General features: G+C 71.4%; 19 protein-coding genes and 2 tRNA genes. 13 read left to right on the top strand and 8 right to left on the bottom strand.

The genetic code is table 11. The features are described 5' to 3' along the window. Positions 1 to 99 precede the first annotated feature (99 nt). On the bottom strand, positions 100 to 2,700 hold the full coding sequence (gene pepN, locus AB4K12_RS06565; RefSeq protein ID WP_368433323.1) for an aminopeptidase N: 2,601 nt from the start codon (positions 2,698 to 2,700) through the stop codon (positions 100 to 102). Positions 2,701 to 2,827: 127 nt separating this feature from the next. On the opposite strand from pepN, the gene AB4K12_RS06570 reads away from it, so the two are divergent. Together AB4K12_RS06570 and AB4K12_RS06575 are read left to right on the top strand one after the other, a co-directional pair. After that, the gene (locus AB4K12_RS06570) at positions 2,828 to 3,463 is read left to right on the top strand and encodes a DsbA family protein (RefSeq protein WP_368433324.1); all 636 of its coding nucleotides are present in this window, start codon (positions 2,828 to 2,830) and stop codon (positions 3,461 to 3,463) included. 92 nt (positions 3,464 to 3,555) lie between these two features. Beyond that, on the top strand, positions 3,556 to 4,182 hold the full coding sequence (locus AB4K12_RS06575) for a hypothetical protein (RefSeq protein WP_368433325.1): 627 nt from the start codon (positions 3,556 to 3,558) through the stop codon (positions 4,180 to 4,182). A 120-nt stretch (positions 4,183 to 4,302) separates the two neighbouring features. Here AB4K12_RS06575 and AB4K12_RS06580 read toward each other — a convergent pair whose 3' ends face one another. The 3 genes from AB4K12_RS06580 to AB4K12_RS06590 all read right to left on the bottom strand — a co-directional run bounded on the left by AB4K12_RS06580 (position 4,303) and on the right by AB4K12_RS06590 (position 8,089). After that, positions 4,303 to 4,944 (bottom strand): superoxide dismutase, encoded by a 642-nt coding sequence (locus AB4K12_RS06580; RefSeq protein ID WP_086566569.1) that lies wholly within the window; start codon positions 4,942 to 4,944, stop codon positions 4,303 to 4,305. A gap of 166 nt (positions 4,945 to 5,110) precedes the next feature. Beyond that, positions 5,111 to 6,412, bottom strand: a complete 1,302-nt coding sequence (locus AB4K12_RS06585; RefSeq protein ID WP_368433820.1) for an amino acid permease — start codon at positions 6,410 to 6,412, stop codon at positions 5,111 to 5,113. A 267-nt stretch (positions 6,413 to 6,679) separates the two neighbouring features. Further along, a complete protein-coding gene (locus AB4K12_RS06590) occupies positions 6,680 to 8,089 on the bottom strand; it encodes an amino acid permease (RefSeq protein WP_368433326.1) in 1,410 nt (469 codons plus the stop codon). A 310-nt stretch (positions 8,090 to 8,399) separates the two neighbouring features. Between AB4K12_RS06590 and AB4K12_RS06595 the strand changes: the two genes are divergently transcribed. Beyond that, entirely contained in the window at positions 8,400 to 9,008 is a 609-nt protein-coding gene (locus AB4K12_RS06595; RefSeq protein WP_368433327.1) for a biotin transporter BioY, read from the top strand. Positions 9,009 to 9,111: 103 nt separating this feature from the next. On the opposite strand, the gene AB4K12_RS06600 is transcribed toward AB4K12_RS06595, so the two are convergent. Continuing rightward, a complete protein-coding gene (locus AB4K12_RS06600; protein WP_368433328.1) occupies positions 9,112 to 9,978 on the bottom strand; it encodes a hypothetical protein in 867 nt (288 codons plus the stop codon). A gap of 128 nt (positions 9,979 to 10,106) precedes the next feature. On the opposite strand from AB4K12_RS06600, the gene AB4K12_RS06605 reads away from it, so the two are divergent. Continuing rightward, positions 10,107 to 11,720, top strand: a complete 1,614-nt coding sequence (locus AB4K12_RS06605; protein ID WP_368433329.1) for a serine/threonine-protein kinase — start codon at positions 10,107 to 10,109, stop codon at positions 11,718 to 11,720. Between the two features lie 42 nt (positions 11,721 to 11,762). Here the strand turns inward: AB4K12_RS06605 and AB4K12_RS06610 are convergent, their stop codons facing one another. Next, a complete protein-coding gene (locus tag AB4K12_RS06610; protein ID WP_368433821.1) occupies positions 11,763 to 13,187 on the bottom strand; it encodes an amino acid permease in 1,425 nt (474 codons plus the stop codon). 189 nt (positions 13,188 to 13,376) lie between these two features. Between AB4K12_RS06610 and AB4K12_RS06615 the strand changes: the two genes are divergently transcribed. The 6 genes from AB4K12_RS06615 (at position 13,377) to AB4K12_RS06640 (ending at position 18,643) form a co-directional block, all read left to right on the top strand. Then, on the top strand, positions 13,377 to 13,865 hold the full coding sequence (locus tag AB4K12_RS06615; protein ID WP_362251446.1) for a ribose-5-phosphate isomerase: 489 nt from the start codon (positions 13,377 to 13,379) through the stop codon (positions 13,863 to 13,865). 138 nt (positions 13,866 to 14,003) lie between these two features. After that, positions 14,004 to 14,816, top strand: coding sequence for an Fpg/Nei family DNA glycosylase (locus AB4K12_RS06620; protein ID WP_368433330.1), 813 nt, complete (start codon positions 14,004 to 14,006; stop codon positions 14,814 to 14,816). Between the two features lie 317 nt (positions 14,817 to 15,133). Further along, positions 15,134 to 16,273: a PP2C family protein-serine/threonine phosphatase gene (locus tag AB4K12_RS06625; protein ID WP_368433331.1), complete on the top strand. Its 1,140-nt coding sequence runs from the start codon at positions 15,134 to 15,136 to the stop codon at positions 16,271 to 16,273. Between the two features lie 73 nt (positions 16,274 to 16,346). Beyond that, positions 16,347 to 16,877, top strand: coding sequence for an NADPH-dependent FMN reductase (locus AB4K12_RS06630; protein ID WP_368433332.1), 531 nt, complete (start codon positions 16,347 to 16,349; stop codon positions 16,875 to 16,877). A 109-nt stretch (positions 16,878 to 16,986) separates the two neighbouring features. Continuing rightward, positions 16,987 to 18,126, top strand: coding sequence for an ADP-ribosylglycohydrolase family protein (locus AB4K12_RS06635; protein WP_368433333.1), 1,140 nt, complete (start codon positions 16,987 to 16,989; stop codon positions 18,124 to 18,126). Positions 18,127 to 18,181: 55 nt separating this feature from the next. Beyond that, the gene (locus AB4K12_RS06640) at positions 18,182 to 18,643 is read left to right on the top strand and encodes an HD domain-containing protein (RefSeq protein WP_368433334.1); all 462 of its coding nucleotides are present in this window, start codon (positions 18,182 to 18,184) and stop codon (positions 18,641 to 18,643) included. Between the two features lie 83 nt (positions 18,644 to 18,726). Here AB4K12_RS06640 and AB4K12_RS06645 read toward each other — a convergent pair whose 3' ends face one another. Continuing rightward, positions 18,727 to 19,797 (bottom strand): acyltransferase family protein, encoded by a 1,071-nt coding sequence (locus AB4K12_RS06645; protein WP_368433335.1) that lies wholly within the window; start codon positions 19,795 to 19,797, stop codon positions 18,727 to 18,729. Between the two features lie 267 nt (positions 19,798 to 20,064). Between AB4K12_RS06645 and AB4K12_RS06650 the strand changes: the two genes are divergently transcribed. Beyond that, entirely contained in the window at positions 20,065 to 20,259 is a 195-nt protein-coding gene (locus AB4K12_RS06650; RefSeq protein ID WP_086566549.1) for a hypothetical protein, read from the top strand. 45 nt (positions 20,260 to 20,304) lie between these two features. Here AB4K12_RS06650 and AB4K12_RS06655 read toward each other — a convergent pair. Next, a tRNA-Gly gene (locus AB4K12_RS06655) sits at positions 20,305 to 20,378 on the bottom strand. A 153-nt stretch (positions 20,379 to 20,531) separates the two neighbouring features. Between AB4K12_RS06655 and AB4K12_RS06660 the strand changes: the two genes are divergently transcribed. Beyond that, positions 20,532 to 20,608, top strand: a tRNA-Pro gene (locus AB4K12_RS06660). Positions 20,609 to 20,752: 144 nt separating this feature from the next. After that, positions 20,753 to 22,132, top strand: coding sequence for a trigger factor (gene tig / locus AB4K12_RS06665; RefSeq protein ID WP_368433336.1), 1,380 nt, complete (start codon positions 20,753 to 20,755; stop codon positions 22,130 to 22,132). Positions 22,133 to 22,611: the final 479 nt, after the last annotated feature.

Here is a 22,611-nt window from a genome sequence, read left to right on the forward strand (position 1 = left end):
CCCCACCCGCTAACCGCTGTTACGCACCCGTCGGGATTTCCGGACAACCCCGCCGTCTTGTAAGGGATTTGAAGGTCCGGTGAAGGCGCGTGGCCGGGCCTACCGGGCGGCGGCCCCCGCGTCGCACTCCTGGGCCCGCAGCGCCCGCGCCAGGTCGTCCCGGGCCTCGGCCACCAGCCGCCGCAGGGCGGGTGCGGCGTCCTCGTGCCCGGCGAGCCAGGCGTCGGCGGCCTTGAGCGTGCTCACGTCGTCCTGCAGCGCCGGGAACAGGCCGCGGACGATCGCCATCGCGATCTCGATGGACCGCTCCCGCCACACCCGCTCGATCGCCTCGAAGTAGCGCTCCGCGTACGGCGCCAGCAGATCCCGCCGGTCCGGCCGGGCCCAGCCGGTGATGGTGGCCTCGACCAGGGCGTTGGAGAGCGTGTCGGACTCCACGACCTCCGCCCACGCCGCGGCCTTGACCTCGGCGGCCGGGCGGGCCGCCAGGCAGCGCACCTGGTGCCGCCGGCCGGAGGCGGTGTTGTCGCGGGCCAGCTCGGCCGCGATCGCCGCCTCGTCGGCCGTGCCGCGGGCGGCCAGCGTGCCCAGGAACGCCCAGCGCAGTTCCTGGTCGACGTCCAGGCCGTCGATCCGCGCGGTGCCGTCCAGCAGGCCGCCGAGCAGCTGCAGGTCGGCCTCCGTGGCGGCGAGCTGGGCGAAGAAGCGGGCCCAGGCCAGCTGGTGGCCGCTGCCCGGCTCGGCCTGCCGAAGCTCGCTCAGCGCGCTGCCGGCCAGCTCCCGGCCGGCGGGCTCCCGCGAGTCGGGGGCCGTGTAGTACGTGAGCGCGCCGGTGGCCCAGGCCTGCACCATCTGGAGCACCCCGATGTCGGTCTCCGCGCCCGCGAAGCGCCGCACGAGGCCGAGGTAGTCGCGGGCGGGCAGCAGGCCGTCGCGGGTGAGGTTCCACAGGGCGGACCAGCACAGGGCGCGGGCCAGCGGGTCGGTCAGGTCGCCCAGGTGCTCGCGCAGGGTGTCCAGCGAGCCCTCGTCGAAGCGGATCTTGCAGTAGGTGAGGTCGTCGTCGTTGACGAGGATCAGCTCGGGACGCTCCGCCCCGGCCAGCTCCGCGACCACCGTGCGGGGCCCGGCGACGTCGACCTCGGCGCGGGCGTAGCGCTCGAGCGCGCCGCCGGCCTCGCGCCTGCGGTAGAGGCCCACGGCCACGCGGTGCGGGCGCAGCTCGGGATGCGCCTCGGGCGCCTCCTGGAGGACGGCCAGCTCGGTGATCCGGTCGGCCGCGTCGTAGGTCGCCAGGGGGGTGAGCGAGTTGACCCCGGCCGTCTGCAGCCAGGAGCGGGACCAGGCGGCCATGTCCCGCCCCGAGGTCTCCTCCAGCACCTCGAGCAGGTCGGCGAGGCGGGTGTTGCCGTAGGCGTGGCGCTTGAAGTAGCGGCGGGCGCCCTCGAGGAAGGCGTCGCGGCCCACGTAGGCGACGAGCTGCTTGAGCACCGAGGCGCCCTTGGCGTAGGTGATGCCGTCGAAGTTGAGCTTGGCGTCCTCCAGGTCGTGGATGTCCGCCGTGACGGGGTGGGTGGAGGGCAGCTGGTCGGCGCGGTAGGCCCAGGCCTTGCGGTTGTTGGCGAAGGTGATCCAGGCGTTGTCGAAGCGCGTCGCCTCCACCTGCGAGAAGGAGCCCATGAAGTCGGCGAAGGACTCCTTGAGCCACAGGTCGTCCCACCACCGCATGGTCACCAGGTCGCCGAACCACATATGGGCCATCTCGTGCAGGATGATGTTGGCCCGGCGCTCGTAGGACGACCGCGTCACCTTGCCGCGGAAGACGAACTCCTCCCGGAAGGTCACACAGCCCGGGTTCTCCATCGCCCCGATGTTGTACTCCGGCACGAACGCCTGGTCGTACTTGCCGAAGGGGTAGGGGTAGTCGAAGTGGTCGTGGAAGAAGTCCAGCCCCTGCTTGGTGACGGTGAAGATGTCGTCGGCGTCGAAGTGCCGGGCCAGGCCCTTGCGGCACAGCGCGCCCAGCGGGATGTCGAGGACGGTCCCGTCCTCGAGAGTGCGGCTGTAGTGGTCGCGGACGACGTGGTACGGGCCGGCCACGACGGCCGTGATGTAGGTGGAGATCGGCCGGGTGGGCACGAAGCGCCAGGTGGATGAGGAGACGTCGGCCTTCTCGGGCTCGCCGTCCTGCTCGCCGTTGCTGAGCACCGTCCAGTCGGCGGGCGCGGTCACCGAGAAGGTGAAGGGCGCCTTGAGGTCGGGCTGCTCGAAGTTCGCGAAGACGCGGCGGGCGTCGGCGGGCTCGTACTGGGTGTAGAGGTAGACCTCGCCGTCCTCGGGGTCGACGAAGCGGTGCATGCCCTCGCCGGTGCGGCTGTAGGCGCACTCGGCGTCGACGACGAGGACGTTCTCGGCGGCGAGGCCGTCCAGGGCGATCCGCGAGCCGTCGAAGACGGCCTTCGCGTCGAGCTCGCGGCCGTTGAGCGTGACCGAGGTGACGGCGGGCGCCAGCAGGTCGGCGAAGGTGGCCGCGCCCGGCTCGGCGCAGCGGAAGCGGATCGTGGTCACCGACCGGAAGGTGCGCGGCTCGGGGCCCGGGCCCGGCGCGGACCGCAGATCGAGGGCCACGTCGTAGGCGTCCACGGTCAGCAGCCTGGCCCGCTCGCGGGCCTCCTCGCGGGTCAGGTTCTCACCGGGCACGTCGCGGCTCCCTCGTTCGTCGGCTCGACTTCGTCACGTATATCGAACACCAGGAATCATGGCACGGGGCGTGCTTGTTGAATCGCTGACCGTTCAGTCCGTTCAGGACCCGTCAGAGGAGAATCGCGTGACCGCGGAGAGAGTGACCGCCGACTTCTGGTTCGACCCCGCCTGCCCCTGGGCCTGGATGACCTCGCGCTGGATGCTCGAGGTGGAGAAGGTGCGCCCGGTCGACGTGCGCTGGCACGTCATGAGCCTGGCGGTGCTCAACGAGCACAAGATCGACGAGCTGCCCGAGGAGTACCGCGCGTTCCTGAGCGTCGACGCCTGGCGCTCGGTGCGGGTGTGTGTGGCGGCCGCGAAGGAGTTCGGCGACGAGGTGCTGGGGCGCCTCTACACCGCCCTCGGCAACCGCTTCCACCTCCAGGGCCTGCCGCAGAGCCGCGAGACGCTCGTCGCGGCGCTGGAGGAGGCCGGCCTCCCGGCCCGCCTCGCGGACGCCGCCGAGACCGACGCCTACGACGCCGACCTGCGGGTCTCCCACAAGGAGGGCATCGACAAGGTCGGCCAGGACGTCGGCACCCCGGTCATCGCCGTGCCCGGCCCGGACGGCGACGAGGTCGCCTTCTTCGGCCCGGTCGTCACCCCCGCCCCCAAGGGCGACGCGGCGGCCCGCCTGTGGGACGGCACCCTGCTGGTCGCCTCCACGCCGGGCTTCTACGAGATCAAGCGGACGCGCACCAAGGGGCCGGTTTTCGACTGAGGCGGCCGAAGGGCGTGGCCGATCTTCGACTGACGGCGTTGCGGTTTCCCGTTCGGCGGGCGCCCGAGGGGATGGTCCCTTAATGTCCCGGTATGGACCAGGTCGACCTCTCCCGGCCGCTCGGCCGTGACGGCGGCTGGGCCGAGGCCGAGCCGCCCAGCGGCAACGCCGGCCACGCGGAGCTGCCCGTACGCCCGTACGACCTGCTGACGCTGGCCGGGTGCCACGCCCTGCGGGGCGTGTGGACGCTGCTCGGGCTGCGCTCCGCCTCCGGTGCGCTGCGGCACTATCTGCGCGGTACGGGTTCCCCCTACCGGGTGGACGCCGAGGCGCTGCTGGCGCTGCCCGCCGTGCGGCACGCGGCCGAGGCGCAGCTGGAGCGGTGGCGGGCGGAGGCCCTCGCGCGGTGGCGCGCCGGCGCCCGCGCCGCCGCCGCGTACCCCGCCGACAGCGGCTGGCGCGACGTGCTGATCACCCGGCGGGTGAGCCCCGACTGGTGGCTGGCCCTGCGCTGTGTGGAGTTCCGCCTGACCGGCACGGTCCGGGTGGCCGCGGACGGCGCGACGATCGTCGACTACCGCTTCGCGGTGCACAAGGCGTGGAACTTCGACCGGGGCAAGTCGGAGCTGGGGGTGCCGTTCACCCCGTTCGCCCGGCTGCACGAGACCGGGCTGGCCAAGGAGTTCCCGGTGACGGGAGAGGCGTTCGGCCATGGGTGAGGCGAGGCCCCCGTCGCGGTATCGGACCGCGCGGGGGCCCCGCCGTTACGCCTGCCGGGTGAAGGGTGAGAAGACGATCACGAGGCAGGCAGCCTGAGCGTCACGCGCGAGGCGTCACGGTCACGGCGCCAGCAGGATGCTGTTGCCCTTCGCCTTGGCGGCGGCGTAGCGCGCGGCGACGTCCTGCCAGTTGACGACCTGCCACATGGCCTCGATGAAGTCGACCTTCTGGTTCTTGTACTGCAGGTAGAAGGCGTGCTCCCAGGCGTCGAAGACCAGGATCGGGGTCGAGCCCTGGCCGACGTTGCCCTGGTGGTCGTAGACCTGCTCGACGATCAGGCGGCCGCTGACCGGCTCGTAGGCCAGGACGCCCCAGCCGGAGCCCTGGGTGGTGGCGGACGCCTTGGTCAGCTGGGCCTTGAACTTGGCGAACGAGCCGAACGACTCGGCGAGGGCGTCGGCGAGCTCGCCCACGCCGTCCTTGTCCAGCGGCTCGCCGCCGCCGTCGCCGGTCATGTTCTGCCAGTAGATGCTGTGCAGGATGTGGCCGGAGAGGTGGAACGCGAGGCTCTTCTCCAGGCCGTTGACGGCACCCCACTGGTCCTTGTCACGGGCCTCGGCCAGCTGCTCGAGGGTGTCGTTGGCGCCCTTGACGTACGCGGCGTGGTGCTTGTCGTGGTGCAGCTCGATGATCTCGGGGCTGATGACCGGGGCCAGCGCCGAGTAGTCATAGGGAAGTTCAGGAAGTGTGTAGATGGCCATGCCGAGCCCTCCGACTGCTTATTGCAATGAACTTGCAGGTAGACGCTACCAGTAAGTACTTGAAAGGAGGGGTAATGGGGGCAGGACTCGGACCAAAGACGGAGGCGGGGTAGGTCCTGAAGATCAGGACCTACCCCGCCTCAAGGAGTGGGGTGCCGCGGGCGCGTCAGGCGCGGGCCGCCGCCGCGCGCTGGCGGACGTATCCGGTCAGCGCGAGCACCAGCGTGAGACCGCCGGTGAAGTACAGCTGGATGCGGGTCTCCTCCTCGCGCAGCATCAGGGCCAGCACGCCGACGATGCCGGCCAGCGCCAGCCAGGTCAGGTACGGGAAGAGCCACATCTTGACCAGGAGCTGCTCCTTGGGGATGCGGCGCCGGCCCACCAGCTGGGAGACCGCGATGAAGCCCCAGACCACCAGGGTGGCCGCGCCGACCATGTTGAGCAGCCACTTGAAGATGGTGTCCGGCCACCAGTAGCTCAGCAGCACCGCGAGGTAGCCGAAGGCGGCCGAGGCGACGACCGCGTAGCGCGGCACGCCGCCGCCGCTGACGCGGCCCAGCGCCTTGGGCCCCTGGCCACGGCTGACGAGGGAGAAGGCGATGCGCGAGGAGCCGTAGATGTTGGCGTTCATCGCCGACAGCAGCGCGATCAGCACGACGACGTTCATGATCTGGCCGGCGCCGGGGATGTCCAGGTGGTTGAGGACGGCGACGTACGGGCCCTTGACCACGGACGGGTCGTTCCACGGGATCAGGGTGACGACGACCAGCAGCGAGCCGACGTAGAAGAGCCCGATGCGCCACATCGCGGTGCGCACGGCCTTGGCGACGCCCTGGCGGGGGTGCTCGGACTCGGCCGCGGCGATGGTCACCGTCTCCAGGCCGCCGTAGGCGAAGACCGAGGCGAGCAGGCCGACGACCAGACCGTTGGCGCCCATCGGGAAGAAGCCGCCGTGGCCGGTGAGGTTGGAGACGCCCGGGGAGTGGGTGCCGGGCAGCATTCCCATGACGGCGAGGATGCCCAGGACGAGGAAGACCGCGATCGCGGTGACCTTGAGGGTGGCGAACCAGAACTCGAATTCACCGAAGTTGCTCACCGCGGCCAGGTTGGACACGGTGAATATGATCATGAATAGGCCGACCCACATCCAGGAGTCGGTGCCGGGGAACCAGCCGGTCATGATGGACGCCGCGCCGATTCCCTCGGCGCCCACGGCCACGCACAGCAGGGTCCAGAACACCCAGCCGGAAGTGAAGCCGGCCCAGGGGCCGATCGCCCGGTCGGCGTGCACGGAGAAGGAGCCCGAGGCCGGGTTGGCCGCCGACATCTCGCCGAGCATGCGCATCACGAGCATCACCAGCAGCCCGGAGGCCGCATAGGCCAGCACGATCGACGGGCCGGCCGCGGCGATGCCCGCGCCGGAGCCGACGAAGAGGCCGGCGCCGATGACGCCACCGAGGGCGATCATCGAAAGGTGGCGCTGCTTGAGGCCGTGCGCCAGTGCCGGACCCGACGGTGGGATGTCCGCCGGGGCGGCTTCGGGGACGGGGGTCCCGCACGCCGCCGGCGGGGAGGGTGTACCAGTCATGATCGTGTTGCCCCGTTGGTGAGAGCGGAAAAGTTGCCTCAGTGTCGGGGCGATGTTGGCTGAGGACAATACCCCTTACACAGATATCCGATATTCGGACAGACGTATGACCGTCTGTGCCTGACATATCGGCAAAAACGAAAAACCTCAGGCGTCGCGGTGCTCGGACCGGCGCAGCCGGACCTCGCGCAAACCGGCCACCAGAAGCACCGCGCCGGTCGCCGCCGCCGACCACATCAGCTGCGGCCGCGCCTCCGCGTCGGTGAGCATCAGCACCAGCACGCCGCCCATGCCCGCCAGCGCCGCCCACGTCAGATAGGGGAAGCACCACATGCGCAGGGTCAGCAGCTCGGGCGTCTCGCGCTCGATCCGGCGCCGCAGCCGCAGCTCGGACACCGCGATCAGGCCCCAGACGAACAGCAGGACCGCGCCCACCGCGTTCAGCAGGTAGCGGAAGATCGAGTCCGGCCACTCGAGGTTCAGCACGACCGAGGCGAAGCCGAACGCCACCGACGCCAGCACCGCCCGGCGCGGCACGCCGCCGCCGGAGACCTTCAGCAGCGACCGCGGCGCCTCGCCCCGCTCGGCGAGCGAGAAGACCATCCGCGACGAGCCGTAGAGGTTGGCGTTCAGGGCCGACAGCAGGGCCACGAAGACCACGATGTTCATGATCTGCCCGGCCGCCGGCACACCGACGTGGTCCAGCACGGCGACGTACGGGCTCTGCCCCGGCTTCAGCGACGTCCACGGCAGCAGGGTGACGATGACGAGCATCGAGCCCACGTAGAAGAAGAGGATCCGCCACACCGCGCTGCGCACCGCGCGGGCCACGGCACGGGCGGGGTCGTCGGACTCGGCGGCGGCGATCGTGACGACCTCCAGGCCGCCGAAGGCGAAGACCACGGCGAGGACGCCGGAGATCACGCCGCTCCAGCCGTTGGGCAGGAAGCCGCCCTGCCCGGTGAGGTTGGTGAAGCCCACCGGCTCGGTGTCCGGCAGCAGGCCGAAGATGGCCAGCAGGCTCAGACCGAGGAAGAGGACGATGGCGCCCACCTTCAGGGCCGCGAACCAGAACTCGAACTCACCGAAGTTCTTCACGGCCGCGAGGTTCGCGGTCGTGAAGACCAGCATGAAGATCAGGACCCAGCCCCACTGCGGCACCGACGGCGCCCAGCCGTGCGCGATCTGCGCCGCGCCCGTCGCCTCGACGGCGAGCACGACCACGAGCAGGAACCAGTACAGCCAGCCCACCGTGAAGCCCGCCCACCGGCCGAGCGCGCGCTCCGCGTGGACCGAGAAGGCGCCGGAGGCGGGCATCGCCGAGGACAGCTCGCCCAGCATCCGCATCACCAGCATCGCGAGCGCGCCCGCGATCAGATAGGAGACGATGATGCCGGGACCGGCGACGGCGATGCCCGCGCCCGAGCCGACGAAGAGGCCGGCGCCGATGACGCCGCCCAGGCCCAGCATCGTCAGATGACGCTGCTTGAGTCCCGGGGCCAGAGGTTCCTTCTCACCGGCGGCCGGCGGCTCGGCGACAAGCTGTGCGTCGTGCATGGGGCTCGTTCTTTCGGTTGTGCGTGGTGCCGCGCGGGGCGCGCGAGAAACAGGGGGGCGCGCGCGAAAACGCGAGGTGCGGTTCCAGATTCCCCCGGCCGGGCGGCCGCCGCCAAGCCGCACGCGGTCTCTCGTGACAAGCATCACGTTTACGTAAGCAACCACTTTTGAAGTGGGCACACACCGGACGGCGCGCTGGGAAACCCGCCAAAGCTCAGTGGTCAGCCTTTGTCGCAGCGCTCCGGTGCCCAAGGCGTGACGCTCGGCTAACGTCGGGCTGTCCCTGCTCATCCCTTCCCGCGGAGTACCGATGGCCACCGCTACCGTCCCCGTCACCCGTGCCCGTACCGGTGCGGTCCTCGCCGATCTGCTCCCGGCCTCCACCGCCGGGCGCGCCCGCGTCCGCGACGCGGCCCTGGTCCTCGGCGGCGCCGCGCTCACCGGCCTCACCGCGCAGATCGCCGTGCCCGTCCCCGGCTCGCCGGTCCCGGTCAGCGGCCAGACCTTCGCCGCCCTGCTGGTGGGCACCGCCCTCGGCGCCCGCCGCGGCTTCCTCTCCCTCGCGCTGTACGCCGTCGCCGGCGTCGTGGGCATGCCGTGGTTCGCCGAGGCCCGCTCCGGCGCCACCTTCCCGTCCTTCGGCTACGTCCTGGGCATGCTGCTGGCCGCCACCGTCGTGGGCGCCCTCGCCCAGCGCGGCGCCGACCGCTCCGTGCTGCGCACCGCGGGCACCATGGTGCTGGGCTCCGCCATCATCTACGCGGTCGGCGTCCCCTACCTCGCGCTGGCCACCCACATGCCGATCGGCCAGGCCGTCGCGGTGGGCCTGACGCCGTTCCTCATCGGCGACGCCCTCAAGGCCGCGCTGGCCATGGGCGCCCTGCCCACCGCCTGGAAGCTGCTGGGCCGCCGCGGCTGAGCCGTCTCCCCTCTCTACGTGCGGATCTCTCTACGTACGGACCGGGCCCGCACCCTCCTTCGGGGGTGCGGGCCCGACTCGTGGGCGGTGCGCCGGGAGGAGCTCAGCGGCGGCCGCCCCGGCCCCGGGTCAGCCAGACGCCCGCGGCGCCCCCGGCCAGCAGGAGGGCGGCGAGTGCGGCCGCCACGAACAGCGGGGTGGACGAGGTGCCGGTGCGGGCCAGCTCGTCGTCGTCGTACTCGTCGTCCTTCGACGGGGACGCGGCCGGCCGGTCCGCGCTCTTCGTCGGGGCGGGCGAGGTGCCGCGCGGGCCACCGGTGCTCTGGCCGGGCGGGGTGGCGGGCGCCGTGGTCCGCGGGCCGCCGGTGGTCGCGCCGGGTGTGGCGCCGGGCCCGCTGGGGGTGGCCGCGGAGCCGGAGGGCACGTTCTTGGTGCCCAGCAGCAGCGGGGTGTCCGGCGCGTCGGAGCTGGTGTCGGTGGTCCCGAAGTGCACGGGGCCCTGCTGCCACAGCAGTGTCTTGCCGTCGCCCAGGGTGACCGGGAGACAGATCTGTCCGGTCTTTCCCAGATCGAAGGTCGCCGCCACCCGATAGCTGTGGCTCCGGCCTGCCGCGAGTTTGTCGACGGTGCACACGAATCCGCTGTTGGAGTCCGGCGGGAGTTGTCCGGTGGGAATGGCGGTGCAGCCCTCGACGGATGTGATCCGCATTCCCTGGAATCCCACGACCTTCAGTTTGAGACCGCTGACCTCCTTGGTCCCGCCATTGTGGACCGTCGCGGTCAGACTGGTGTTCCCCGTCTTTTTGTTCACGGTTATCCGGCCCGGCAGTTCGGTGCTGACCTGATATCCGGCCGGCGCGCTCGCCGCCGGGCTGCCGCCCTGACTGCTCCCCGGCGTGGGCTCGTCGGCCCGCGCGCCGAACGGCAGCAGCGCCACCGCCGCCACGGTCAACGCCACCGCATGGCGCATTCGGTGACTACTTCGGAACATTTCCGCTCCCCCCTATCTCCACTCCCTGCAGAAGTATTTGAATAGGTACCACAAGATTCCAATGTCCGAAGGTGCGGAAAGGTAATTCCGCAATGGGGGCGGGCCTGGTGGGAAATTCGGGTGACGAGATGCGGGGGCGGCTCGTGGTGGGCCGCTACCGGCTGCTGGAATTGATCGGGCGCGGCGGAATGGGGCGGGTGTGGCACGCGGCCGACGAGACGCTGGGGCGGCGCGTGGCGGCCAAGGAGATACGCATCGACGGGCTCGTCGGCGAGGAGAGCGCGGTCCAGCGCGAGCGCAGCCTGCGGGAGGCCCGGGCCACCGCCCGCATCGACCACCCCAACGTCGTGCGCGTCTACGACGTGGCGGAGGAGGACCGGCGGCTGTGGATCGTGATGGAGCTGGTGGACGGCCGCTCGCTGGAGCAGGTGCTGGTGCGCGAGGGGCCGGTGGCGCCGCCGGAGGCGGCCCGGATCGGGCTGGGGCTGGTCCGGGCGCTGCGCGCGGTGCACGCGGTCGGGGTGCTGCACCGTGACATCAAGCCGGGCAACGTCCTGCTCACCGCGCGCGGCCGGATCGTCCTCACCGACTTCGGCATCGCGGCGATGCAGGACGCCGCCGCGCTGACCATGGCCGGGACGCTGGTCGGCTCGCCGGACTACATGGCCCCGGAGCGGATCGAGGGGCGGCTGCAGGGGCCGCCGTCCGACCTGTGGTCGCTCGGCGCCACCCTGTGCGCGGCGGTGGACGGCCACTCGCCCTTCAGCCGGGCGACCACGATGGCCACCCTGCACGCCGTTCTCTACGAGCAGCCCGAGATCCCGGCGGCCTCGGGACCGCTGCGGGAGCTGCTGGCCGGGCTCCTGTTGAAGGACCCCGCCCGGCGCCCGACCCTGGACGGGACCGAGGAGACGCTGGAGCGCCTCCTCGCGCCCCCGCCGCCGGAGCCGGTCCCGCACCCGCCGACGGCCGCCGTGGCCGCGCCCGCGCCCGTCCCCGCGCTCCCGCCCGCTCCGGCACCCCCGCCCGTGCCCGTGCGCGACGGCGCGCCGCCCCGGCGCTCACGGCGCAGGACGACCGCGCTCATCACCGGAGCGGTCGTGGCCGCCGCGGCCGCCGCGGCCGTGATCGTCCTCGTCGTCCAGGGGCCCGGGGGAGGGGACACGCCCGGGGGAGACGACACGAGCCGCCCGCCTGGGACGACGGCTCCCGGAAGGACGCCGTCCGGAACGAGGCCGTCCGGCTCCGCCGCGCCCGGCACCACCGGCCCCGGCAGCCCCCGGCAGAGCCAGGGCGCCTCGACCGCCGCCGCGCGCCGCTCCGAGGACGGCTTCAGCTGGGTGCCGCCCGCCGGCTGGAACCGTACGCAGCAGAGCCCCAGCGACGTCACGTACACCTCGAAGGACGGCGCGATCGAGGTCTCGGCCAAGCAGGGCCGTACGACGGAGGACCTGCTGACGCACTGGCAGCGGTTCGAGGAGGGCTTCCACGGCACCCCCGGTTACCGCAAGATCCGGCTGGAGCGGACGACGTTCTCCGGCGATTCCGCGGTGGTGTGGGAGTACGCCTTCCTCCAGGGCGGCGAGCCGCGGCAGGGCCGTCAGCTGGGCTTCGAGGAGGGAGGCAGGACGTACCAGGTCAGCGTCTGGTACGCCGACGCGGCCGAGAGCACCGCGCTCGGCGTCTACGAAAGCGTGAAGGGGTCGTTCCGCGCCGGTTGACGGCGTGGAACGACCCCTTCGGGCGTCCGGTGAGGCGGACCGTTACTTCTCGACGGCCGCCGCGCGGTGGCGACGGTCCCTGACCACGCCGATGAGCAGGACGAGCACGCCCACGAGGGTCGAGAGCAGGACCTGCTCACGGTTGTCGCCGCCGTCGTAGACCATGAAGCCGAGCACGAAGGTGATCATGCCGATGGTGGCCCACGTCAGGTACGGGAACAGCCACATCTTCACGAAGTGCCGGTCCGGCATCTCGCGCTTGATGATGCCGCGGAACTTCAGCTGCGTGACACAGATGACCAGCCACACGAAGAGGGCGATGGCACCGGAGGAGTTCAGCAGGAACTTGAAGACGGTGTCCGGCCAGACGTAGTTGAAGATCACCGACACGAAGCCGAAGACGACCGAGCCGAGGATCGCGGCCTGGGGCACGCCACGCGAGTTCGTCTTGGCGAACGCCTTGGGGGCGTCGCCGCGCTGGCCGAGGGAGAAGGCCATGCGCGAGGCGGTGTACAGGCCCGAGTTCAGGCAGGACAGCACGGCGGTCAGCACGATGACGTTCATGAACTGGCCGGCGTGCGGGATGCCGATCGAGTCCAGGGCGGCGACGTAGCTGCCCTTCTCGGTGATCGTCTTCGAGTCCCACGGCAGGAGCGAGACCACGACGAGGATCGAGCCGAGGTAGAAGACGCCGATGCGCCAGATGACGCTGTTGGTGGCCTGGCGGACGGCGCGCTGCGGGTCCTCGGACTCACCGGCGGCGAGCGTGACGATCTCGCTGCCCATGAAGGAGAAGACGACCATCAGCACACCGGTGAGGATCGCGCCGGGGCCGTTGGGCAGGAAGCCGCCGTGCGAGGTGAGGTTGTCGAACCCGGCACCCGGGTTGTCCGAGCCGGGCAGGACGCCGAACATCGCCAGGCCGCCGATCACGATGAACGCGGCGATCGCGACGACCTTGATACCGGCGAACCAGAACTCGAACTCGCCGTACGAGCTCACGGAGGCCAGGTTGGTCGCGGTCAGGACGACCATGACGATCAGGGCCCAGGCCCACTGCGGGACGGCCGGTATCCAGCCGTTGAGGATGCCGGCGCCCGCGGTCGCCTCGACCGCCAGCACCACGACCCAGAAGAACCAGTAGAGCCAGCCGATGGTGAAGCCGGCCCAGCGGCCCAGCGCCCGGTCCGCGTAGGCGGAGAAGGAGCCGGAGGTCGGGTTGGCCGCGGCCATCTCGCCCAGCATTCGCATCACGAAGACGACCATCGCGCCCACGAGGGCGTAGGACAGCAGGATGCCGGGGCCCGCGGCGGCGATGCCGGATCCGGAACCCACGAAGAGGCCGGCGCCGATCACACCACCAATGGCGATCATGGACAGGTGGCGGTTCTTGAGTCCGGCCTTGAGGCCATCCCCGCCAGCCTCCGGGGCGTGGCCGGGATCGCCGGTCGTCGACCCCTTCGTCATGGTCGGCGGTGTCGCGCTCATATGCACGTTCCTTCGGGTTGTTCCTTTGGTTCTCGGGTTACGAGCCACCGCATTAGAACTTTTCGAAGGCGTCTTTAGGAAGACCTGAATCCATTTCGTTGTGTTCACTCAGAGTTACGTATCCCCTGATGACCGGCCGGGGCCTCGGGACGTGCCACACTCGTGCCCATGCGCGTGTACCTCGGCTCCGACCATGCCGGCTACGAACTGAAGAACCACCTCGTCGAGTGGCTCACGGCCCACGGCCACGAGCCCGTGGACTGCGGTCCCCACATCTACGACGCCCAGGACGACTACCCGCCGTTCTGCCTCCGCGCCGCGGAGAGGACCGCCGCCGACGCCGACGCCCTCGGCATCGTCATCGGCGGTTCGGGCAACGGCGAGCAGATCGCCGCCAACAAGGTCAAGGGCGTCCGGGCCGCGCTGGCCTGGAGCGAGCAGACGGCCGCGCTGGGCCGCGAGCACAACAACGCCAACGTGATCAGCATCGGCGGCCGCATGCACACCCAGGAGGAGGCGACGAAGTTCGTCGAGATCTTCCTGAGCACCCCCTACTCGGGTGACGAGCGCCACACCCGCCGCATCGAGATGCTGAGCCGCTACGAGACCACCGGCGAGCTCCCGGCGATCCCGGCCCACCACCCGCAGCAGGACTGACACCGCCGGGCCCTTCCCCCTCCTGTTCGCTCTCCGATTAAAGGGGCGCGCGGCCGGGAGGGGCCCGCCGTGCGGCGGCGGGCGGCTACGCGCCGGCCCGCGGTCGGCGACGAACGAACCGTCGGAGGACGAGACCCCATGCCCGAAGGGCATACGATCCACCGCCTCGCGGCGGACCACACCGAGGCCTTCGCGGGCCGGACGGTGCGGGCGACCAGCCCGCAAGGCAAGTTCTCCGACAGTGCCGCGCTGATATCCGGCCAGATCCTCGAGACCGCCGAGGCCCACGGCAAGCACCTCTTCCTCGGCTTCGCCGGCCCGCACTGGGTCCATATCCACCTGGGCCTCTTCGGCAAGTACACCTGGGGTGCGGGCGCCTCGGCGCCGCCGCCCACCGAGACGGTGCGGCTGCGGCTGGCGAACCCCGGCGCGTACGCGGACCTGCGCGGGCCGACGACCTGCGCGCTGATCACGGACGCCGAGAAGCAGGCGATACACGACCGCCTCGGCCCCGACCCGCTGCGCGCGGCCGACGACCCGGACCGGGCGTGGCGGCGCGTCTCGCGCAGCCGCACCACCGTGGCCGCCCTGCTCATGGACCAGAAGATCGTCGCCGGCGTCGGCAACGTCTATCGCGCCGAGGTCCTTTTCCGGCATGGCATCGACCCGTACCGCCTGGGCCGCGATCTCAGACGCTCGGAATGGGACGCCATCTGGTCGGATCTGGTGCTCCTGATGCGCGAGGGCGTCCGTAACAACCGCATCGACACCGTGCGGCCCGAGCACACCCCCGAGGCTATGGGGCGCCCGCCGCGCGTGGACGACCACGGCGGCGAGGTGTACGTCTACCGCCGCACCGGACAGCCCTGCCATATCTGCGACCAGGAGATCCGCACGGCGGACCTGGCCGCCCGCAACCTCTTCTGGTGCCCCGGCTGCCAGAAGAACTGACACACCGGCATACCGGCCCCGGCGCGCGTGCGGCCCCGCGCGCGGCCGTGGACACCGGCGAGCGGGACCGCACTCCATCTGTTGCGTATGAGGCGTACGTGAACTCTGCGGCGCGCGGCCGGGAAAGAACGGCTCCGGCCGTCCTGCGTACCCGCAGCTCGGCACGCGAAACCCGCCCTCGGCGGGGCGTTACCGATCAAATGAACGAATGTCGCATATGGTTGCTCTTCGGGTGGCCGCCCGGCGCCCCGAACGCGGTCGTCTCGGCGCGGCGTGAATCGACGCACCGCCGAATGGGTGGATAAGGTCCCGATGCAATGACTGGCGGTGCGGAGACCCCGACGGCCCGGATGCGCAAAGCACTGCACCGGGCCCGAACGAGCATGCGCAAGGCCGGTGTCGACTACTTCCGGGGCGACGGTTCCGACTGGCTCGCCCTGACCGCGCTGCTGGTGTCCGTACCCGCGCTCGCCCTGGGCACCATCGCCCAGCCCGAGTGGTGCGCGCCCGCCGCGCTCGTCCTGCCCATCGTGGCCGGCGGCCTGCTGCTGCGCCCCGCCAGCCTCCTCGGGCTCTACGCCGCCGCGGCGGCGGCGCTCATCACGGAGTCGGCGGTCCTGGACGACCCGTACCGCTACGGCACCGACCGGGTCAGCCCCGGCACCATCCTCGTCGTCGCGGCCGTCGGCTTCTTCGGGCTGCTCATCGCGCAGTTCCGCAGCCGGGTCGGGGTCCCCTGGCGACGTGGCGGAACGATGCTCTTCGACCTGCGCGAGCGCATCCGCGTCCAGAGCAAACTGCCCAAACTGCCCCGGGGCTGGCACCGCGAGATGGCGCTGCGCCCGGCCGGCGGCCAGTCCTTCTCCGGCGACTTCGTCGTCGCCGCCCGCACCAACAGCGGCCGCACCCTGGAGGTCGTCCTCACCGACGTCTCCGGCAAGGGCATGGACGCGGCCTCCCGGGCGCTGCTGCTGTCCGGCGCCTTCGGCGGCCTCCTGGGCTCCCTGCCGCCCCACGCCTTCCTGCCCGCCGCCAACGGCTACCTGCTGCGCCAGGACTGGGACGAGGGCTTCGCGACCTCCGTCCACCTCGTCCTCGACCTCGACACCGGCGACTACGAACTCTTCTCCGCCGGCCACCTCCCGGCCCTCCAGCTCAGCGCCGGCACCGGCCGCTGGGAGGAGAAGGCCGCCGACGGCCCGCTCCTGGGCGTCTACGACGGCGCCGGCTTCGACCCGGTGAAGGGCACGCTCCGCCGGGGAGACGTACTGATGCTCTTCACCGACGGCCTGGTCGAGACGAACGAACGCGAGCTGACCGAGGGCATGGACCGCCTCACCGGCGAGGCCGACCGCTATGTCACCTCCGGCTTCCACGGCGCCGCCTGGCACCTGATCGAGGCGGTGGCCAAGGACGTCAACGACGACCGGGCGCTGCTGCTGATCTGCCGGGACTAGGGCCTGTCCGATGGGTTCAGCACAGGCCCTGGGGCGCGGGCGCGTCGTGGCCGCCCGCGGGTAGGTTGGGCGGATGCCCACGCCGCCCATGATCCTCCTGCTGTCCGGAAGCGTACGTTCCGGCTCGTCCAACGAGGCCGCGCTGCGCACGGTGCGGGCCGTGGCCCCCGACCGCCTGCGCGTCGTCCTCCACGAAGGCCCGGCGGAGCTCCCGCACTTCAACCCCGACGACGACCACGACCCGCTGCCCCCCGCCGTGGCGAGGCTGCGGGCGGCGATCGACGAAGCGGCCGCCGTGCTGATCTGCACGCCCGAGTACGCCGGCACGCTGCCCGGGGCGTTCAAGAACCTGCTGGACTGGACCGTCGGCGGCACCGAGATCTGCGACAAGCCGACGGCCTGGATCAACGTGGCGGCCCCCGGCCGCGGGCACGGCGCCGAGGCCACGCTGCGCACCGTGCTCGGCTACACCGGCGCCCGCATCGTGGAGCCGGCCTGCGTGCGGATCCCCGTCGCACCCGGCACGGCCGGCCCGGACGGCGTCCTCACGGACGCGGACGTGCGCGAGCGACTGGCCGAGGTGCTGGACGCGCTGACGGCCTGACGCGCCCGGCGACGCCGCACGACCCGTCGGAGCGTCAGGAAGCGGAGCCGGCAGCGCTGTTCGCCGCCGCCGCTGCCCCGGCGCCGCCCCCCGGAGGTAATCTCGGACGATGTCCCAGATCTCACCCGCGACCGCCGCCGACACCGTCACCGACCGCATACGCGGCGCTCTGCTCGGCGGCGCGATCGGTGACGCCCTCGGCAATCCGATCGAGTTCCTCTCCCTGGCCGCCATCCGCTCCGCCCACGGCCCCGACGGCGTCACCGGCATGGTCGCCGACGCGGATGGCGTGACCGGCCGGGTCACCGACGACACGCAGATGACGCTCTTCACGGCGGAAGGGCTCATCCGCGCCCGCGCCCGGGCGGCGGCCAGGGGCATCGGCGGAGCCCAGACCGCGATCATGCGCCACGCCTACCTGCGCTGGCTGGACACCCAGCACCACCCGGCCCCGCCGCCCGCCGACGGCCGCCTCGACGTCGTCCGCTCCGGGTGGCTGCGCCTGCAGCCCTGGCTGTACGCGCGGCGGGCGCCCGGCAACGCCTGCCTGTCGGGGCTGCGCCAGGGATACACCCCGGACCCCCGGGCCGCCCTCGACGGCAGCCGCGGCCCGGTCAACCCCGAGTCCAAGGGCTGCGGCACCGTCATGCGCTCGGCCCCCTTCGGCCTCACCGGCATCCCCGCCCGCCGGGCCTTCGAGCTCGCCGCCCGCTGCGCCCGGATCACGCACGGCCACCCCACCGGCGCGTACGCCGCGGGCGCCTTCGCCGTGATCGTTCGCCACCTCCTGGACGGCGAGTCCCTCGCGGGGGCGGTCCGCCGGACGCTGGAGCTCCTCGCCTCCTACCCGGGCCACGACGAGACGACCGCCGCCCTCCGCGCGGCCCTCGACCTCGCCGCCGAGGGCCCCGCCACCCCGGAGCGGCTCGAGACGCTCGGCGGCGGCTGGATCGCCGAGGAAGCCCTCGCCATCGCCGTCTACGCCGCCCTCGCCCGTACGGACTCGGTCGCCGAGGCCCTGCTGCTGTCCGTCAACCACTCGGGCGACAGCGACTCCACCGGCTCCCTCTGCGGAAACCTCCTCGGCGCCCTGCACGGCGAGGCGGCCCTGCCGGCGAGCTGGCTGGCCGCCACCGAGGGCCGGGCCGTCATCGCCGAGCTCGCCGACGACTTCGCGCTGCAGTTCCACGGACCGACCCCTCCCTACGGCGAGTCGGCCCTGCCGCGCGAGCGCTACCCGCACAACTGACCCCACGGCACGGCACGCCGCCGGCCCCGGGACGACAGGGGGAGACCACCACCGCATGACATACCTGAACCTCACCGAGGTCGAGGCCCTCGCCCGCCGCGCCCACGCCGGGCAGACCGACAAGGCCGGACGCCCGTACACCGAGCACCTCGCGGCCGTCGCCCGCGGCGTGCGCGAACGCGGCGGGGACGAGGCGCAGATCGCCGCCGCGTGGCTGCACGACGCCGTCGAGGACGACGCCCTGACCGTCGAGTGGCTGGCGGGCGCCGCGCTCCCGCGGCGGACCAAGGACATCGTCCTCGCCGTCACCAAGCGCCCGGGCGAGCCCCCCGAGGCCTACGCCGCCCGGATCCTCGCCACGCCCGGCGCGCTCCTGGTCAAGGCCGCCGACCTGGCCCACAACGCCGACCCCGGGCGCCTGGCCGCCCTGGACGACGCGGCCACCCGGGACCGGCTCCGCCGCAAGTACGCGCGCGTGCGCGCGCTGCTCGGGTTGGCCGACGACCCCGGCGCGTAGCGGCGGGCGGAGACGACGAGAGGCCCGGCGCCTTCCGGCGCCGGGCCTCTTTCTTGTGCGTGTTTCTTGTGCGTGCGGGAGGGCTATCCCTTGCGGAACGCCCAGTCCATCCGCGGTTCCATCACGCAGCGGAACACCCGCCGCACCGGCGCGGTGCACAGCACGGTCATCATCGCGATCGCGAGGAGGGTCACCACGACCTCGCCCACCGGCTTGCGGATCCAGTCGGCGGCGTCGTACCACTCCCACCACCGGGAGAGCTTGATCAGGAAGCCGTGGAGCAGGAACCCGTAGAGGGTGCCGCCGCCCAGCGCGGTGAACCACATCGTCCGGCGCGGCACCCAGGCGAGGAAGCCGGCGATGAGCACGGCGGCGCAGGCGAAGAGGGCGAGGAGGACGACCGGGGCGGTCCAGACCGGCTCGTGCAGGCCCTGGGCGCTGTCGTTGTGGAAGAACCACTCGGTGTTCAACTGCGGCGGCTGCCAGTAGGCCACCGCGATGGCCGCGGCGAACACCGGCACGGCGGCGATCCGCACCCAGCGCCGCCGCACCAGGTCGAAGTGGGAGCGCTTGAGGTGCAGGCCGATCACGAAGAAGGGCAGGAACTGCAGCACCCGCTGCAGGTCGAAGTCGCTGCCGACGTCGGGGGAGACCGCGGCCAGGAGGGCGATCGCGAACGAGATCGGGATCGGCCAGCGGATCACCTTCCAGATCGGCGTGGTCAGCCGCCAGATGAACAGCGCCGCCAGGAACCAGTTCAGGTACCAGGGGTTGGTCAGCGAGATGTTCTCCGGCGGCGCGTCCTCCGCCCAGTGCTGGAAGTAGGTGTAGGCGATCTCGAAGACCACGTACGGCACGACCACGCCGGTGATCAGGCGCTTGACCTTGGCCGGGCTGAGGTCGAAGCTCCGCGAGAAATAGCCGGATATGAGGATGAAGGCCGGCATGTGGAAGGCGTAGACCGTGTAGTACAGCGCCGACGCCGCGTGACTGGTGTAGGTGAGCGGCTGCCAGGCATGACCCAGGGCGACCAGGACGATCGCCAGGTACTTCGCGTTGTCGAAGAACGGGTCGCGCCCCGCCGGGGCGCCGGCCGCCGCGACGGGCGGCTCGGGAGCGGGGGCCACCGTGGCAGGAGTGGCGGTGGGGGACATTCGAGGCACCCTAGCCGTCGATGGGGGGCCGGTAAAACCCTCGCCGGCGCCCCTCCGGAGAGACTCTGAATATGGTCGGATCTTTACTCCGTCCGCATGGATTCCGACCGTACCCGCCCTCCGGCACCCCTGATAATCCCCCGATGCGGCATCAGGGCATCCCCCGGGCCGGGAAGTTGGTGGCACCATGGTTCGGCAGAGTGGGGGCGTGCGGGGCGGCATGGCTCCCGGGCCCGGCCAGGCTTCCGACCGAAGGTGTGATCAGTTGTGGCCATTTCACTGTCCGTGGTGCTGCTCCTGGCGATCATCCTGGTGGTGATGATCCGCAGCAACAACATCAAGGCGGGGCCCGCGATCGTCGCCGTCCTCTTCGGCTTCTTCCTCGCCTCCACGGGCATGGCGCCGTCGATCCACAGGTTTCTGGACTCGATCGCCCGGACCATAAGCGGCATCAACATCTGAAGGTCCCGAAAAGACAAATGCCTCCGGCCGGGGCCGGAGGCATCGTGGAGCGGGCGACGGGAATCGAACCCGCGTAGCCAGTTTGGAAGACTGGGGCTCTACCATTGAGCTACGCCCGCGTGAGCCGCACAACGCCAGAGCGGAGCGGCACGCAGTGCATCGTAGCGGGTCGACGCGGTGCACCGCACGCCACCCCCTCACGACCCCCGTCCACGGTCCGGCCAAGCGGCGTCCGACACCCCCGGGGGCATGTACCCTACGTCTCGCACCGACGGGGTGTGGCGCAGCTTGGTAGCGCGTCCGCTTTGGGAGCGGAAGGTCGTCGGTTCGAATCCGGCCACCCCGACCAGCAAGATCACATTGTGGGGCCCATCCTGCTTGCGGTTACTATGCAAGCTGCGCGTCCGTGTGTCCTTCTACCGGGCGCGGTCCGCTGACCATCACTATCCGATGAGCAGCAAAACCCAGCAGTCAGCCCCAAGGAGACCGAACCGTGAAGAGCGCCGTGGAGACCCTGAACCCGACTCGGGTTCGGCTCACTGTCGAGGTGCCCTTCGAGGAGCTCAAGGCCAGCCTCGACGCGGCGTACAAGAAGATCAACCAGCAGGTCACGGTGAAGGGCTTCCGCTCGGGCAAGATCCCGGCGCGCGTCATCGACCAGCGCTTCGGCCGTGGTGCCGTGCTGGAGGAGGCCGTCAACGACGCGCTTCCGAAGTTCTACACCGAGGCGGTCAACGAGGCCGACCTGAACCCGCTGGGTCAGCCCGAGGTCGACATCACCGAGCTGAAGGACGGCGAGCTGCTGGCCTTCACCGCCGAGGTCGACGTCCGTCCGACCCTGGAGATCCCGGACTACTCCGGTATCGAGGTCACCGTCGACCCGGTCGAGGTCACCGACGAGGACATCGAGAAGTCGGTCGAGCAGCTGCGTGAGCGCTTCGCCACCACCTCCCCGGTCGAGCGCGCCGCCGCCGAGGGCGACATCGTCACCGTGGACCTCGAGGCCAAGGTCGACGGCGAGGTCCTGGAGGACGGCGTCGCGTCCGACGTCGACTACACCATCGGTTCCGGCCAGCTGCTGGACGGCATCGACGAGGCCGTGAAGGGTCTCGAGGCCGGTGCCTCCGCCACCTTCACCTCGCAGCTCAAGGGCGGCAGCGCCGAGGGCAAGGACGCCGAGATCAAGGTCGACGTCAAGTCCGTCAAGGCCCGCGAACTGCCTGAGCTGGACGACGACTTCGCCCAGCTGGCGAGCGAGTTCGACACCCTCGACGAGCTCAAGGCCGACAGCCGCAAGCGCCTCGAGCGCATGAAGAAGTTCGACCAGGCCACCCAGGCCCAGGAGAAGGTCCTCGACGAGCTCATCAAGCTGGTCGAGGTTCCGATGCCCGAGAAGCTGCTCGAGGACGAGGTCAACACTCGTAAGCACAACCTCGAGCACCACCAGCTCGGCCAGATCGGCATGGACCTGGACAAGTACCTGGAGATGCAGGGCAAGTCCGTCGAGGAGTTCGAGGCCGAGCTCAAGGAGCAGGCCGAGAAGGGCATCAAGACCCAGTTCATCCTCGACGAGATCGTCAACAAGGAGAAGGTCTCGGTCGGCCAGGACGAGCTCACCGAGCACCTGGTCCGCCGTGCCCAGTCCTCCGGCATGAGCCCCGACCAGTTCGCCCAGGCCGTCGTCGAGCAGGGCCAGGTCCCGATGCTCGTCGGTGAGGTCGCCCGCGGCAAGGCCCTCGCGACCGTCGTCGAGGCCGCCACGGTCAAGGACACCAACGGCGAGGTCGTCGACCTCGAGGACGAAGACGAGGCTGCCGAGGCCGCCGAGGCCGGCGAGACCGTCGAGGCCGCGGACGAGACCACCGAGGCCTGAGCCTCGTCTCACCGCTCACCTGAGCGGCCACGGCACCCCCGGGCGGTGTGAGGGAGTCCTCGCGCCGCCCGTGCGGAGCCCGGCCGCTCGCGGGGAGCCTCTCCGCCGCGTACGGAGCCCTTACGGACGGGCCCGGTCGTGACCCCCAGCCGCTTGCGCGCGGGGGCCGCGACCGGGCCCTCCGTGCTCTCCGGCACCCGCCCGGAGGGGGTCCGGGAGGGGTCCGGGAGGGGTCCGGGAGGGGGTCCAGGAGGGGGGCGACCGCCGGAGCCCCGCAGGGGCCCGGGAGCGGCCCCGAACCTGCGCTCAGAGCGAACAGTTCCTGATGCGGGATGGCGCCTGCCGACCAGCGCGTTAGGGTCCGTAGATACGAGGGCAGGGGAGACATGGCAGCGCGCCGGCGCCCGTACCGGCCACGCCACCCCCCGGTCCCCAGAGAAGACGCGGAGACGGCCCGTTGCCGTCAGAGACGAGCAGGT

This window comes from Streptomyces sp. C36 (assembly GCF_040932295.1).
GTDB lineage: Bacteria > Actinomycetota > Actinomycetes > Streptomycetales > Streptomycetaceae > Streptomyces > Streptomyces triculaminicus.